Below are 13,788 nucleotides of genomic sequence, written 5' to 3'. Positions count from 1 at the left end.
CTCCCGCACCAGGCGGGAGGGCCGTGAAGAAATGCTCAGCGGCGCTTGGGTTTCCAGACCACCAGCGAGGTGGTTTGCCGCAGCGGCACCAAATCCTTGCGATAGGACGCGTGCACCGCGGCGGCGGCTTGTTCGGCGGCCGCGTACGCGGCGGCGAGTTCTTCGGTCAACTCGTGCACCCGGGACTGCAGCGCGTCGACCTGGTTCTCCAGTTCGATGATGCGCTTGATGCCGGACAGGTTGACCCCGTCCTCCTGCGAAAGGCGCTGGACCTCGCGCAGCAGGGCGATGTCGCGCAGCGAGTAGCGCCGCCCGCCGCCGGCGGTGCGGCCCGGCGAGACCAGGCCGTGCCGGTCGTAGGAGCGCAGCGTCTGCGCGTGCAGCCCGGAAAGCTGGGCCGCCACCGAAATCACGAACACCGGGGTGTCCTCGTCCGCGCCGTGCGGGAGTCCCGGATTACCGCCGAACATCACCCTCACCTGCCTTCGAGCAACTCGGTGATCTCAGGCCGCGGGTCGTGGCCCTTCATCGCCTCGGCGTAGGCCTCGAGTGCCGACCGCGCCGCGTCGTCGAGCTTCGCCGGGACCGCCGCCTCCAGGGTGACCAGCAGGTCGCCTTGCGCACCGTCCCGCTTCTGAATGCCCTTTCCGCGCACTCGCAACACTCGTCCGCTCGCGGTACCCGCGGGCACCTTGAGCGACACCTTGCCTTCGAGCGTCGGCACCGTGACCGTGGTGCCCAGCGCGAGTTCGGTGAAGTCCACCGGCACGGTGAGCGTGAGGTTGAGGTCCTTGCGCCCGAACAGCTTGTGCGGGGCCACGTGCACGCGCACGTACAGGTCGCCCGCCTGCGCGCCGCCCCGGCCGGGTTCGCCCTGGCCTGCCAGCCGGATCCGCTGGTCGTCCTTCACGCCCGGCGGGATGCGCACGGTGAGCGTGCGGGTGCGGGTGCTGACACCCTCGCCGCCGCACTCCGGGCACGGGTCGTCGATGATCTTGCCCCGGCCGCGGCAGTCCTGGCACGGCTCGGAGAACGCGAACGCGCCCTGGCTCCGGCTGACCAGCCCGGACCCGCTGCAGGTCGGGCAGACCCGCGGCGAGGTGCCCGGCTTCGCGCCGTTGCCGCCGCAGGTGGAACAGGTGGCCGGGCTCGACAGCCGCAACGGCAGCGTCGCGCCCTTGACCGACTCGAGGAAATCGATCCGCACGTCGGTCTCGACGTCCGCGCCGCGCTGCGGCCGGTTCGCCGTGGCACCGGCGGCTCCGCCCCGGCCGCGGCCGAAAATGCCGCCCAGGATGTCGCCGAGCCCGCCGAAACCGCCCTGCTGACCCTGCGCGCCCGCCTGGTTGAACAGGTCGCTCATGTCGAACCCGCCGGCGCCGCCGCCACCGGGGAAGCCGCCGAATCCGCCCGCGCCGCCGGAGCCGAAGAGCGTGCGCGCCTCGTCATACTCCTTGCGCTTGGCCGGGTCGGACAGCACGCCGTACGCCTCGGACACGGCCTTGAACTTGTTCTCGGCCGCGGTGTTGCCCGCGTTGGCGTCCGGGTGGTTTTCCTTGGCCAGCTTGCGGTAGGCCTTCTTGATCTCGTCCGCGGTCGCGTCGGAGGAGACACCCAGCTCTTTGTAGAAGTCCTTGCCGATCCACTCCCGAGCACTCATCGGGTGTCTCCTCCTTTCGCTGCAAACCGATTGTTACTGCTGGCCGGACTCATCGACCGAACCGTCGAGCGGCAGTTCGCCGCCGACCGGCGGATCGACCGGCTGCCCCGCCGGGGCTTCGCCGGGCTCGTGGTCGGTCACGCCGACCAGAGCCGCGCGCAGCACCCGCTCGCCGAAGCGGTAGCCGCGACGCATCACCAGGGTGACCGTCGGGCCCTTCACGTCCGGGGACGTCGTGTGCTGCACGGCCTCGTGGATGCTCGGGTCGAACTCTTCGCCCTCGGCCCCGAACGCTTCCAGGCCGGACCGCTCCAGGCTGGAGACCAGCTTGTCGGCCACCGCCTTGAACGCGCCGGTGAGGTCGCCGTGCTGCTCCGCACGCTGGAGGTCGTCCAGCAGCGGCAGCAGATCGCCGACCACGGACGCCTTCGCGCTCTGCACCACGGCCTCGCGGTCGCGGTCGACCCGCTTGCGGTAGTTCGCGTACTCCGCCTGCAAACGCTGCAGGTCGGCAGTGCGCTCGGACAGTTGCTTTTCGACATCCGAGGTGGCCGAAACCGCTTCGTCCACGGAATCGCCCAGCGAGGGGCCCGCGTGCTGCGCGGGCTCCTCACCGGCCGGAGTCTCCTCCGCGGCGGGCGGGCGGACCTCGCCGGTCTGCGGGTCCACCCGTCGCCGATCCCGCACGACTACCGGTTCCTCGGGGCCAGTGCCCTCGGTCTCGGAGTGGCGGGGGGTCACTTCTTCTCGTCCTCTTCCACGATCTCGGCGTCGACCACGTCGTCCGCCTTCGACTTCGGAGCGTCGCCCGCGGCACCGGCCGCGCCCTCAGCACCCGGAGCGCCCTCGGCGCCGGCCGCGCCCGCGTTCGCGTACAGCGCGCTGCCCATCTCCTGCGAAGCGGTGTTCAGCTTCTCGATGGACTCGCGGATCTTGGCCGAGTCGGTGCCCTTGAGCGCCTCGTTCGCCTCGTCGATCGCGGTCTTGACCTTGCCCTTGAGGTCCTCGGGCAGCTTGTCGTCGTTGTCCTTGACGAACTTCTCGGTCTGGTAGACCAGCGTCTCCGCCTGGTTGCGGGTCTCCGCTTCCTCGCGGCGCTTCTTGTCTTCCTCGGCGTGCGCCTCGGCGTCCTTGACCATGCGCTCGATGTCGTCCTTCGGCAGCGCGGAGCCGCCGGTGATCGTCATCGACTGCTCCTTGTTCGTGCCGAGGTCCTTCGCGGTCACGTGCACGATGCCGTTGGCGTCGATGTCGAAGGTGACCTCGATCTGCGGCACGCCGCGCGGGGCCGGCGGGAGACCGGTCAGCTCGAACATGCCGAGCTTCTTGTTCGCCGCGGCGATTTCGCGCTCGCCCTGGAACACCTGGATCTGCACCGACGGCTGGTTGTCGTCCGCCGTCGAGAAGATCTCGGACCGCTTGGTCGGGATCGTGGTGTTGCGCTCGATCAGCTTGGTGAAGACGCCGCCCTTGGTCTCGATGCCCAGCGACAGCGGGGTCACGTCGAGCAGCAGGACGTCCTTGACCTCGCCCTTGAGCACGCCCGCCTGCAGCGCGGCGCCCACGGCGACGACCTCGTCCGGGTTCACGCCCTTGTTCGGCTCGCGGCCGCCGGTCAGCTCCTTGACCAGCTCGGACACCGCCGGCATGCGGGTGGAACCGCCGACGAGGACCACGTGGTCGATGTCGCCGACCGCGATGCCCGCGTCCCGGATGACGTTGTTGAACGGCTGACGGGTGCGCTCCAGCAGGTCCGAGGTGATCTTCTGGAACTCGGCGCGCGACAGCGTCTCGTCGAGGAACAGCGGGTTCTTGTCCGCGTCCACCGTGATGTAGGGCAGGTTGATGCTGGCGGAGTTGGAGCTGGACAGCTCGATCTTCGCCTTCTCGGCCGCCTCGCGGATGCGCTGCAGCGCCATCTTGTCCTTGGTCAGGTCAATGCCGTTGGCGGCCTTGAACTTGTCGACCAGCCAGGTGACGATGCGCTCGTCCCAGTCGTCGCCGCCGAGGTGGTTGTCACCGGAGGTCGCGCGGACCTCGACGACGCCCTCGCCGATCTCCAGCAGGGACACGTCGAACGTGCCGCCGCCGAGGTCGAAGACCAGGATGGTCTGTTCCTTCTCGCCCTTGTCCAGGCCGTAGGCCAGCGCGGCCGCGGTCGGCTCGTTCACGATCCGGAGCACGTTCAGGCCCGCGATCTGGCCGGCCTCCTTGGTGGCCTGCCGCTGCGCGTCCTCGAAGTAGGCCGGGACGGTGATCACCGCGTCGGTGATCTCCTCGCCCAGGTACGCCTCCGCGTCGCGCTTGAGCTTCATCAGCACGCGCGCGCTGATCTCCTGCGGCGTGTAGGCCTTGCCGTCGATCTCGGTCTTCCAGTCGGTGCCGATGTGCCGCTTCACGGACCGGATCGTGCGGTCGACGTTCGTGACGGCCTGGTTCTTCGCCGGCTGGCCGGTGAGCACTTCGCCGTTCTTGGCGAAGGCGACGATGGACGGGGTGGTACGGGAGCCTTCCGAGTTGGCGATGACCGTCGGCTCGCCGCCCTCAAGGACGGCGACGACCGAGTTGGTCGTGCCGAGGTCGATGCCGACCGCTCGCGCCATGGTGCTTCCTCTCGTGTTCTGGACTGGGTTGCTGCTATGTTCGTGACCTGCGGTTTCGAGGCACTCTTGAGTACCTTCTTAGCAGGTTCTCGAGGTCTCGCGCACGGCCCGGTTTTCCAGACTTGAGCCGACTGCGCTCAACCTTGCTATCAGGATAACGGCGGACCCCCCGGTCTTGTTCCCGGGTTCACCCGCAGAATTCGCCCCGCGGCGGTGTGACGCCACTCACCAGGTACCTGGCCTCGGCCCGCCGCACGCACTCGGAGTTGAGCAGCCCGGTGTGGCCGTCGCCGAGGTACGTGAGCAGCGCCGATCCGTCGATGCTCGCGGCGAGCCCGCGGGCCCACGGCAACGGCGTCGCCGGGTCGTGCGCACCGCCCACGACGAGGATCGGCGGGGCTCCGCGCACCGGATGCGGCTGCGGCGGGTTCTGCGCGGGAAGCGGCCAGCCGGTGCAGCCCGCGGAGAGGTCCCAGTACTCGCTGTAGCGCCAGCTGTGCGGGGCGACCGCGCGGATCACCCCGGCTGTCGCGCGCAGGTCCGCCAATCCGGTGAACGGCGACGGGAAGTCCTGGCAGCCGATCGAGCGGTACGCGCCGTAGGTCTCGCTCGCGAACGACGCGTGCTGGGCGAGCGTGCTCGCGTCCGGGTCCGCCAGGGCGCGGCTCAGCTCGGGCCACTCGGCGGGGAGATAGAGGTAGCCGTACGCGCCGGAGGCCAGTTCCTCGCCGGTTGCCTTGCGGCCCAACGCTTTCGCGTACGCGCCGTGGGCAACGAGGTCGTCGTAGCGGGCGAGCGCGTTCTTTCCGTGCAGCGCGCAGCCCGTCGAACGGTCGCACCACCCGGCGAACCGCCGCAAGGCGTCCTCGGTGGCAGCGGCCTCCTCGACCATCGCCTGCCGCATCGGCCGGGCATGGTCGATCGCGCCGTCGAGCACCATCGTGCGCACCCGGTCCGGATGCTTCGACGCGTAGACCGCGCCCAGTTCGGTGCCGTACGAGACGCCGAGCCAGGAGATCTTCTGCTCGCCGAGCGCGCCGCGGATCGCGTCGATGTCCTCGGCGGCGCTTTGGGTGTCGACGTGCCCGAGCATCGGACCGGTCTTGGCGAGACAGTCCTCGCCGGCCGCGCGGTTGTGCGCGACGAAGGCGTCGTACTGCTGCTTGGTGGCCGGGAAGAGACCGATCTTCGGGTCGTGCAGCTTCGCCGGGTCACAGCTGATCTTCGGATCGCTGAACCACACGCCGCGCGGGTCGAAGCCGATGATGTCGAAGCGGTCCCGCAGCGGTTTCCGCGCCGAGCCAATGACCTTGGGGTCGAGTCCGCCGAAGCGCACGAAGCCGACCCCGGATCCGCCCGGCCCGCCAGGGTTGACCAGCAGCGATCCGATCCGGTGCTGCTGGTCCGCCGCGGGCAGTCGGGTGAGCGGGATGTGCGCCGTGCCGGTTTCCGGATGGGCGCGGTCGATGGGCACTTCGACCTGGCTGCATTGCGCGGTCGGCTCCTGCTCGGTCCCGCACGGCGTCCAGGTCAACGCCGGGGTCGGTGCGCTGACCAGCGGAAGCAGGGTCAGCACGGCGGCGGCCAGGTTCATGCCCGGCGCACCCGCGCCGTCCCGTCGTCGGCCGCGGTGCGGAGCACGACTGTCTCCGCGTTCCGGACGACCCCTTGCTGCACCGGGATTTCCACCACCGCGACCGGCGTGGTGGCCTGCGGTTCAGGCGAGTGGCCGACCGCCGCGGTGATCGCGAACGCCCCCACCGCGCCCGCCAGCACCGCGGCGAGCAGCCGCGTTTCGAGTTTGCGCATGATGTGTCTGTTCTCCCCTTCAGACGGCCTTGACGGTGACGCTGCCGCTGTCGGTGTTCAGCTCGAGCGTCTTCGCGTCCGGACCTGAGTTCTGCGGAATCTCGATGCTGCGGTGACCGCTCTCGCTGTTGCCCGTGACCTGGTAGGACCCGGAGCGCGGCACGGACACCTCGACGCGGCCGGAGTCGGCCTGCGCCTTGACGTTGTTGGGCTGGGTCAGCGTGAGCTCGATCCGCCCGCTGCCCGCCGAGACGTCGACCGGCCCGCGCAGGCCGTCGCCCTCGATCCGGCCGGACTGGCTGTGCACCCGCACCTCGCCGACGTTGTGCAGTTCCGTCGAACCGCTGTCCAGCTGGAGCTTGACCAGCCCCGGAACGTCCTGCATCCGCGCCTGCCCGGAATCGGCGGTGACGTCGACGCTGCCGACGCCCGCGAAGTCCAGCGTGCCGGAATCGGAGTTGCCCGTGACCGGAATGCCGGGCGGGACGATCAGCTCCATGTCGGCGGTGCAGTTGCGGCCGCAGTCGACGATGACGAGCTGGTCTCCCTCGACGCGGTAGGCGTCGCCGGGCGCGCCGCTGAAGTGGTAGCGAAGGGTCTGGTGCACGCGAGCCGCGCCGGGAGCCGTGCGGATGCGCACGTCGCCGGAGCCGTTCTCCAGTTTCACCCCGCGGATCTCCTGCGTCAGCGTCGCGTCCCGCGAAACCGTGGAACCGAACCCCCACCCGCCGAATCCGATCGCCACCCCAACGCCGATCACCGCGATGCCGGCCACTGCCAGAAGCGGGCGTGCCATGTCAGTTCCCCTCAGTACCACTCTCGGCTGTCTGGAGAGACGTTAGAAGGTGCGGGGCCCCGGGGACATCCGGTAAACCCCCCGAAACATCCCTGAGGCGGCGACCGGAGGGCCAGGGTCCTAACCTGGCGGCCGGAGAGCCCCGTTGATCAGGAGGAACCCATGCCCCAGCCGCCCAATCCGTACGACTACCTGCCGTCGGTTCCCTCGTTCACGCTGCGCAGCACGGACATCGCCGACGGCGAGACCCTGGCCCAGCCGCACCTCTCGGGCATCTTCGGCGCCGGCGGCGAGGACCGCTCGCCGCAGCTGGCGTGGGAAGGCTTCCCGGAAGGCACCCGCAGCTTCGCGGTGACGGTGTACGACCCGGACGCCCCGACTGCCAGCGGGTTCTGGCACTGGGCCGTGTTCAACCTCCCGGCTTCGGTGACCTCGCTGGAGGCTGGCGCGGGCGACTCCGCTGGGTCGGGACTGCCCGATTCGGCGGTCACGCTTAAGGGTGACGGCGGGGTTCGGCAGTACCTGGGCGCCGCGCCGCCTCCCGGACACGGGCCGCACCGGTACTTCTTCGTGGTGCACGCGCTGGACGTGGAGACGTTGGAGGTGCCGGAGGACGCTACCCCCGCGTTCCTGGGGTTCAACATGTTCGGGCACACGCTCGGGCGGGCCACGTTGGTGCCGGTTTACGAGAACAAGGGCTGAGGTTTTTCGTGGCGGAGCCGACGGTGGAGGTTGCGGACGGCGTGGTCTTTCCGCAACCTCTGCCCGACACCGCGGGCGGAGTGGTCCTCGGCGCCGACGGACGCGCGTTCGTGCAGTTCCGGAGCCCGGACCGGCCGCGGTATCCGAGCACGTGGGACGTCGTGAGCGGCCACCTCGAACCGGGCGAGACGACGCTGGGAGCGCTCGCCCGCGAGGTCTTCGAGGAAACCGGCTGGCGGCTGCGCCGCGTGGTCGGGAACCTCGGCCGCCACCGCTGGCCGCTCGACGACGGCGAAGAGGTCGGCGACTTCTACCTGATCGAGGTCGAGGGCGACCTGGCCCGCCCGGTCCTGGAACGGGACAAGCACCCGCACAGCGCGTGGTTCGGCAAGGAAGACCTGGACCGGCTGCTGGTGAACTGCGCACCCGGCGACACCTTGATCCGGGACGTCGTGGCCGCCGCCCTCTCCGTCCACAATGGACCTACCGGAGCGACTCCCGGTTGACCCCCTCGCGTTCGAGGAACCGGCCCTTCGTGTGCTCCTCGAACCCGAACTGCCGGTACAACCCGTGCGCGTCCGCGGTGTGCAGCATCCAGCGGAAGCCTGCTCCCGGCCCGTGGTCGATCATCTCGCGCACGAGTTCCTTGCCCAATCCGCTCCCGCGAGCGGACTCGACCACGAACACGTCGCCGAGATACGCCGAGGTCACTCCGTCGGAGAAGGCTCGGGCGAAGCCGACCTGTCGTCCGTCCACGCGCGAGTAGGCCCCGACGACCCGCCACGATCCGGCGATCGCCGCTTCCACCTGTTCTCGCGTCCGCCATCGGCCCCAATAGGCCTCGGTGGAAAGGAAGTCCCACAGCACGTCGAGGTCGAGCCGCTCCCGCCGGTCGTCGACCTCGTATTCACCCACGACCCTCATGCCCGGCAAGCTAGCCGACCGGCTCCGGGAAACTCCACCGAATTCAGGCGGGCTTGAGCAGGTAGTCCACCACCGGACGCAACTCCTCCGCGGACGGCGGCTCGTCGTCGATCAGCCCCTGGATCAGCAGCCCGTCGATACCCGCGAGAAACACCCGGAACGCGACCTCGTCGTCATGCCGGACCATCGACGTCAACACATCCAGCCACCGCCGCGCCGCCGGGCGCAGCTCGGGTTTGCGCGCGGCCAGCAGGTACAGCTCGTACTCCGCCATCGTGCGCCCACGCCGCGGCCCGAGCGCCTCCGCGAGCAGGCCAGCCACCTCTTCCGCACCGCGGCTGCCGCGTGACCGGGCGCGGTCGATCATCCAGTACACCTCGGTCGCCATGTCGCGCGCGCACGAGATGAGCGTCGCTACGAGCAGGTCGTCCAGAGAGGAGAAGTGATAGGTCGTGGACGTCGTCGGCACGCCCGCTTCGGCGGCGACCGTGCGGTGCGTGACCCCGGCGACGCCGTCGCGTTCGATCACTCGCAGGGTCGCCTCGATGATCTCCGTCCGGCGCTTCTCGCCGCGCGCCTTGCGGCCGTCGGTCTGGATTTTCACGATTGGCTCCCGACCTCGATGAGCACCACCCCGCCGACCACGAGCACCAGCCCGGAGATCACCGCGAGGTTGATCGGCTCCTTCAAAAACAGCACGCCGACCAGCGCGACCAGCGCCACGCCCGCCGCGGCCCAGATCGCGTAGGCCACCCCGATCGGCAGCCCGAGCTTCAGCACCCGCGACAGCGCGAAGAACGCCAGCCCGTACCCGACGACCACCAGGATCGACGGCGTCACCTTGGAAAAGCCCTCGGAGAGTTTGAGCGAAATCGTGGCGGTCACTTCTGCGGCGATGGCCAAAGCGAGGTACAAGTAAGCACCCATAGCACAATAAAGTACCTGAACGATCGTCCCACTTGCTAGCGAGGCGTGCACCACATCGGTGGGACTTGGGACCGTCGGACCGGTTACCCATCAGTAAGAAGCGTTACCCTGCTCGGCACCGGCGCGCTCGCGCGGCGGCACCACCACACCGGACGAAAGGCACCCGACGATGGGCGCTGTACAGCTGACGCTCGGGGGATTTCCGTCCTCCTGGGCATCGTCGCCTGGGGAATGTTCATCGCGACCATTGCCCGCTTCGTGCGGGTGATCAAGCTCGGCCAGCCGGACGCCACCCGCAACGGCCCGTTCATGGCGCGCTTGATGACCCTGGTCAAGGAGTTCGCGGCGCACACCCGCATGGCGAAGTTCCGCCAGGTCGCGCCGTGGCACTGGCTGGTCATGTGGGGCTTCCTGATCGGGTCGCTCGCGCTCTTCGAGGCCTACGGCGAGGTGTTCGTCCCGACCTGGGGCTGGCCGATCCTCGAGGACTGGTCGCTGTGGAGCCTCCTGATGGAGCTGCTCGGCGTCGGCACGGTCGTCGGCGGCGTCGCGCTCGCGATCATCCGGCAGCTGAACCACCCGCGCCGGGCCGATCGGCTGTCGCGCTTCGCCGGCTCGAACTTCAAGTGGGCCTACTTCGTCGAGGCCGTGGTGATCGTCGAGGGCATCGGCATCATCGGCGTGCGCGCCGGCAAGGCCGCGATGCACGTCCACGAGACGCCGACCTGGGCCGCTTTCGTCTCGAACCCGCTCAGCGAGCTGCTGCCCTCGAGCGCGGCGCTGGTGTCGGTGTTCGCCTTCATCAAGCTGATGAGCGCCACGGTCTGGCTGATCGTCGTGGCCCGCACGATGACCATGGGCATCGCCTGGCACCGGTTCAGCGCGTTCTTCAACATCTACTTCAAGCGCGAGGCGGACGGCGGCGTCGCACTCGGCAAGGTCAAGCCGATGATGAGCAAGGGCAAGGTGCTCGACCTCGAAGAGGCGGACCCGGACGAGGACACCTTCGGCGTCGGCGCGATCGAGGACTTCAGCTGGAAGGGCTGGCTGGACTTCTCCACCTGCACCGAATGCGGCCGTTGCCAGTCGCAGTGCCCGGCGTGGAACACCGGCAAGCCGCTGTCGCCGAAGCTGCTCATCACGCAGCTTCGCGACCACGCCTACGCGAAGGCACCCTACCTGCTCGCGGGCGGCAAGCGCGACATGGCCGGTGACGAGGTCGGCCTGTCCGGCGACAACATGTACGCGGGCATCGACGTCCTCGCGATCGCTGAGTCGCAGAAGGCGCTCGTCGGCGACGACGGCGGCGTAATTGACCCGGACGTCCTGTGGTCCTGCACTTCCTGCGGTGCCTGCGTCGAGCAGTGCCCGGTCGACATCGAGCACGTCGACCACATCGTGGACATGCGCCGCTACCAGGTGATGATCGAGTCGTCGTTCCCCACGGAGCTGAACGGCATGTTCAAGAACCTGGAGAACAAGGGCAACCCGTGGGGCCAGAACGCCAAGGACCGCCTGCAGTGGACGGAAGACCTCGACTTCGAGGTCCCGGTCTTCGACGGCGACCTCGGCGACGCCGAGTACCTGTTCTGGGTCGGCTGCGCCGGTGCGTTCGAGGACCGCGCGAAGAAGACCACGCGTGCCGTCGCGGAACTGCTGCACATCGCGGGCGTCAAGTACACCGTGCTCGGCTCGGAGGAGTCCTGCACCGGTGACCCGGCTCGCCGCGCGGGCAACGAGTTCCTGTTCCAGATGCTGGCGCAGCAGAACGTCGAGGTGCTGAACTCGGTGTTCGAGGGACGGGAACGCAAGGCGCGCAAGGTGGTCGTCACCTGTGCGCACTGCTTCAACACCCTCGCCAACGAGTACCCGGAGCTGGGCGGCCAGTTCGACGTCGTGCACCACACGCAGTTGCTGAACCGCCTGGTGCGGGAGAAGCACCTGACGCCGGTCGCGCCGGTCGCCGAGGACGTCACCTACCACGACCCCTGCTACCTGGGCCGGCACAACAAGGTCTACGACGCTCCCCGCGAGCTCGTCGGCGCGTCCGGCGCGCAGCTGCGCGAAATGCCGCGGCACGGCGACCGCTCGATGTGCTGCGGCGCGGGCGGCGCGCGGATGTGGATGGAAGAGAAGATCGGCAAGCGGATCAACGTCGAGCGCGTGGACGAGGCGCTCGGCACCGCTCCGTCGAAGATCGCCACCGGCTGCCCGTTCTGCCGCGTGATGCTCACCGACGGCGTCACCTCGCGCCAGAGCGACGGCATGGCGAGCGAAAAGGTCGAGGTCGTGGACGTCGCGCAGCTGCTGCTCACCGCGGTGAAGCGCAAGCCGGAGCCGGCGCTGGTCGCCTCGGGCGCGCCGTCGCTGGACGAATCGGACGCGGAACTGTCCGCCAAGCCGGACGTCCCGACCGACGAGAAGCCGACCGGAACACCGTTGCCCGAGGGCGACGACTGAGGTTCTCGCTGAAAACGGCCCCTGGCATCCGCGGATGTCAGGGGCCGTTTCGTTGCCGGGACGTACTGCTGAGTCGGGTTGCTGCCCGCCGTCAAAGCGGGCTTCGCCGCGACGGTCGACCAGTCGGTACTGGTCGTGGGCGCGCTCGCCCTCGTCGTGGCTGCTTGCAGCAGGCGGCGTACCCCGCGGTGCCGTTAGTCTTTCCGGCGTGAGCGACGAATCGGAGGGCGGCGGCGAAAGCACTCTTACCGTGGTGCTGGCCGGTGGGGTGAACCTGGCGATCGCGGTGCTGAAGCTCGTCGCGGGCATCATCACCGGATCGGGCGCGATGCTGTCCGAGGCCGCGCATTCGGTCGCCGACACCATCACCGAGGTGCTGCTGCTCACCGCGTTGAAACGGTCCGAGCGACCGGCTGATCGCCGCCATCCGTTCGGGTACGGCAAGGAGCGGTATTTCTGGTCGCTGCTGGCCGCGGTGTCGATCTTCGCTTCCGGTGCGGTTTTCGCGCTGTACGAAGGATTCACCACCGTTTTCGGAGAAGGCGCGGAGCAGACGAAACCGATCGTCGGCTACATCGTGCTGGCGCTGGCTTTCGCGCTCGAATCGGTGTCGTGGGCACAGGCCGTCCGCCAGGTCCGACGCGACGCGAAAGCCGAGCAGCGGCCGTTCTTCGCCTACCTGCGGATGATCGACGACCCGGCACCCAAGACCGTGCTCTTCGAGGACTCGGCGGCGCTGGTCGGTCTGCTGCTCGCGTTCGCCGGGATCGGGTTGCACCAACTGACCGGCTCGGACGTGTGGGACGGCATCGCGTCGATCCTCATCGGCGTGCTGCTCGCGTGCGTCGCGTACCTGCTCGGCAGCACGAACCGCGGTCTGCTGGTCGGCAGGCAGGCGGATCCGCGCCTGGTCCGCGGCATCCGGGATCACCTCGGAGCTGCGCCGGAAATCGACGCGCTGGTGGATCTGCAGACCATGCTGATGGGCACCGACCACGTCCTGGTGTGCGCCCGCGTGGACTTCGACGACGCACTCGGCGCTGCCGACCTGGAACGCGCGTGCGTGCGGATGGCCGACGAGTTGAGCGAGCGGTTCCCGGACGTCGCGGAGGTGTTCATCGAACCCGTGCCGCGGACGGATCCGAAGCTGCGCGCGACGGTGCTGGCCCGGTACGGCGTGCCGCCGCGACCGAATCAGTAGCCGAAGTCCTGCGTCCAGTACCAGCCGTCGGTCGTGACGCCGACGCCGAGCTTCTTCAGCGAGCAGTTGAGGATGTTCTTGCGGTGCCCGCTGGAGTTCATCCACATCCGCATCACCTGGTCCGCGCTGGTCGCGCCCTTCGCGATGTTCTCCGCGCCCGGTTTGGGATATCCCGCGGCGGTGATGCGGTCGGCGAAGCTCTCGCCTTCCGGGGTGTCGTGGGAGAAGTAATCGCGCTGCGACATGTCGTCGCTGTGTCCCTGCGCCGCCTGGTCGAGATGGGATTCCTCGGCCACCGGATCGCAGCCCGCCTTGTCCCGCTCGTCGTTGACCAGTGCGAGGACCTGGCCCGCCAGCGTCGGCGCGCTGCGCGGCTTGGGTGCCGGCTTCGCGCTGCTGCTCGTCGGAGTGTCCTCTTTGGACTCTTCAGTCGACGGCGACGGCGACGGCGGGGGCGGCGCGGGAGTGGCCGAGGTCGATGGCGGCGCCGTAGTCGCGGGCGCGGTGCTGCTCGGTGTCGCCGACGTTGAAGACGCTGGCGACACCGCGAACGGTCGCAGCGCACCCGAGGACAACCCGCCGTCGCGCGTTTCCGGGACAGCGACGCTCAGTGTGTCGAGGTGCCCGGAGCGCAGTGCGAACGTCCCGCCAGCTGCTCCGAGCCCCCCAAAGAGAACACTGAGAGTCACGCTTACGACCCGGACGC

Annotated in this window: 14 protein-coding genes and 1 pseudogene; 4 read left to right on the top strand and 11 right to left on the bottom strand. The window is 69.1% G+C overall.

Features of this window, described 5'->3' with window-relative positions; all coding sequences use genetic code 11:
* Nucleotides 1-35: 35 nt before the first annotated feature.
* The 7 genes from FKO37_RS04355 to FKO37_RS04325 all read right to left on the bottom strand — a co-directional run bounded on the left by FKO37_RS04355 (nucleotide 36) and on the right by FKO37_RS04325 (nucleotide 6,868).
* On the bottom strand, nucleotides 36-470 hold the full coding sequence (locus FKO37_RS04355) for a heat shock protein transcriptional repressor HspR (protein WP_037808901.1): 435 nt from the start codon (nucleotides 468-470) through the stop codon (nucleotides 36-38).
* Nucleotides 471-475: 5 nt separating this feature from the next.
* A complete protein-coding gene (gene dnaJ / locus FKO37_RS04350; RefSeq protein WP_037808903.1) occupies nucleotides 476-1,660 on the bottom strand; it encodes a molecular chaperone DnaJ in 1,185 nt (394 codons plus the stop codon).
* A 33-nt stretch (nucleotides 1,661-1,693) separates the two neighbouring features.
* A complete protein-coding gene (grpE, locus tag FKO37_RS04345) occupies nucleotides 1,694-2,401 on the bottom strand; it encodes a nucleotide exchange factor GrpE (protein ID WP_037808905.1) in 708 nt (235 codons plus the stop codon).
* Nucleotides 2,398-4,263: a molecular chaperone DnaK gene (gene dnaK / locus FKO37_RS04340; RefSeq protein WP_037808908.1), complete on the bottom strand. Its 1,866-nt coding sequence runs from the start codon at nucleotides 4,261-4,263 to the stop codon at nucleotides 2,398-2,400. Before dnaK ends, grpE begins: the two co-directional genes overlap by 4 nt.
* Before the next feature lie 187 nt (nucleotides 4,264-4,450).
* Nucleotides 4,451-5,857, bottom strand: coding sequence for an alpha/beta hydrolase (locus FKO37_RS04335; protein ID WP_238603784.1), 1,407 nt, complete (start codon nucleotides 5,855-5,857; stop codon nucleotides 4,451-4,453).
* Entirely contained in the window at nucleotides 5,854-6,072 is a 219-nt protein-coding gene (locus FKO37_RS04330) for a hypothetical protein (protein ID WP_037808913.1), read from the bottom strand. Before FKO37_RS04330 ends, FKO37_RS04335 begins: the two co-directional genes overlap by 4 nt.
* Before the next feature lie 19 nt (nucleotides 6,073-6,091).
* Nucleotides 6,092-6,868, bottom strand: a complete 777-nt coding sequence (locus FKO37_RS04325; RefSeq protein WP_238603783.1) for a DUF4097 family beta strand repeat-containing protein — start codon at nucleotides 6,866-6,868, stop codon at nucleotides 6,092-6,094.
* Between the two features lie 162 nt (nucleotides 6,869-7,030).
* Here FKO37_RS04325 and FKO37_RS04320 point away from each other — a divergent pair, with 162 nt between their 5' ends.
* Nucleotides 7,031-7,570: a YbhB/YbcL family Raf kinase inhibitor-like protein gene (locus FKO37_RS04320; RefSeq protein ID WP_238603782.1), complete on the top strand. Its 540-nt coding sequence runs from the start codon at nucleotides 7,031-7,033 to the stop codon at nucleotides 7,568-7,570.
* Between the two features lie 8 nt (nucleotides 7,571-7,578).
* Nucleotides 7,579-8,076, top strand: coding sequence for an NUDIX hydrolase (locus FKO37_RS04315; RefSeq protein ID WP_238603781.1), 498 nt, complete (start codon nucleotides 7,579-7,581; stop codon nucleotides 8,074-8,076).
* Here FKO37_RS04315 and FKO37_RS04310 read toward each other — a convergent pair.
* From FKO37_RS04310 to FKO37_RS04300, 3 genes are read right to left on the bottom strand one after another with little or no spacing between them, the layout of a single operon-like run.
* A complete protein-coding gene (locus FKO37_RS04310) occupies nucleotides 8,054-8,494 on the bottom strand; it encodes a GNAT family N-acetyltransferase (RefSeq protein ID WP_238603780.1) in 441 nt (146 codons plus the stop codon). The genes FKO37_RS04315 and FKO37_RS04310 overlap by 23 nt on opposite strands.
* Before the next feature lie 43 nt (nucleotides 8,495-8,537).
* Nucleotides 8,538-9,098 carry a TetR/AcrR family transcriptional regulator gene (locus FKO37_RS04305; protein WP_009085017.1) on the bottom strand — a complete coding sequence of 187 codons (561 nt, stop codon included), beginning with the start codon at nucleotides 9,096-9,098 and terminating at the stop codon, nucleotides 8,538-8,540.
* On the bottom strand, nucleotides 9,095-9,421 hold the full coding sequence (locus FKO37_RS04300) for a multidrug efflux SMR transporter (protein ID WP_037808919.1): 327 nt from the start codon (nucleotides 9,419-9,421) through the stop codon (nucleotides 9,095-9,097). Before FKO37_RS04300 ends, FKO37_RS04305 begins: the two co-directional genes overlap by 4 nt.
* 169 nt (nucleotides 9,422-9,590) lie before the next feature.
* Here FKO37_RS04300 and FKO37_RS04295 point away from each other — a divergent pair.
* Both FKO37_RS04295 and FKO37_RS04290 read left to right on the top strand, forming a co-directional pair.
* Nucleotides 9,591-11,881 (top strand): annotated as a pseudogene (locus FKO37_RS04295) ((Fe-S)-binding protein).
* Between the two features lie 208 nt (nucleotides 11,882-12,089).
* Nucleotides 12,090-13,082, top strand: coding sequence for a cation diffusion facilitator family transporter (locus FKO37_RS04290; RefSeq protein WP_134727704.1), 993 nt, complete (start codon nucleotides 12,090-12,092; stop codon nucleotides 13,080-13,082).
* Here the strand turns inward: FKO37_RS04290 and FKO37_RS04285 are convergent.
* On the bottom strand, nucleotides 13,076-13,771 hold the full coding sequence (locus FKO37_RS04285; RefSeq protein ID WP_238603779.1) for a CAP domain-containing protein: 696 nt from the start codon (nucleotides 13,769-13,771) through the stop codon (nucleotides 13,076-13,078). The two genes, FKO37_RS04290 and FKO37_RS04285, sit on opposite strands and share 7 nt — an antisense overlap.
* Between the last annotated feature and the right edge of the window lie 17 nt (nucleotides 13,772-13,788).

The organism is Amycolatopsis sp. Poz14 (assembly GCF_006704225.1).
Lineage (GTDB): Bacteria > Actinomycetota > Actinomycetes > Mycobacteriales > Pseudonocardiaceae > Amycolatopsis > Amycolatopsis nivea.
The sequence above is the reverse complement of the archived record's forward strand: the minus strand, read 5'-3'. Positions and strand labels throughout refer to the sequence as shown.

What these genes read in the sequence shown, in the direction of transcription:
- dnaJ (WP_037808903.1), bottom strand. Translation starts at nt 1,660, where the DNA reads ATGAGTGCTCGGGAGTGGATCGGCAAGGACTTCTACAAAGAGCTGGGT.
- FKO37_RS04330 (WP_037808913.1), bottom strand. Translation starts at nt 6,072, where the DNA reads ATGCGCAAACTCGAAACGCGGCTGCTCGCCGCGGTGCTGGCGGGCGCG.
- FKO37_RS04300 (WP_037808919.1), bottom strand. Translation starts at nt 9,421, where the DNA reads ATGGGTGCTTACTTGTACCTCGCTTTGGCCATCGCCGCAGAAGTGACC.
- FKO37_RS04320 (WP_238603782.1), top strand. Translation starts at nt 7,031, where the DNA reads ATGCCCCAGCCGCCCAATCCGTACGACTACCTGCCGTCGGTTCCCTCG.
- dnaK (WP_037808908.1), bottom strand. Translation starts at nt 4,263, where the DNA reads ATGGCGCGAGCGGTCGGCATCGACCTCGGCACGACCAACTCGGTCGTC.
- FKO37_RS04310 (WP_238603780.1), bottom strand. Translation starts at nt 8,494, where the DNA reads ATGAGGGTCGTGGGTGAATACGAGGTCGACGACCGGCGGGAGCGGCTC.
- FKO37_RS04335 (WP_238603784.1), bottom strand. Translation starts at nt 5,857, where the DNA reads ATGAACCTGGCCGCCGCCGTGCTGACCCTGCTTCCGCTGGTCAGCGCA.
- FKO37_RS04355 (WP_037808901.1), bottom strand. Translation starts at nt 470, where the DNA reads ATGTTCGGCGGTAATCCGGGACTCCCGCACGGCGCGGACGAGGACACC.
- FKO37_RS04325 (WP_238603783.1), bottom strand. Translation starts at nt 6,868, where the DNA reads ATGGCACGCCCGCTTCTGGCAGTGGCCGGCATCGCGGTGATCGGCGTT.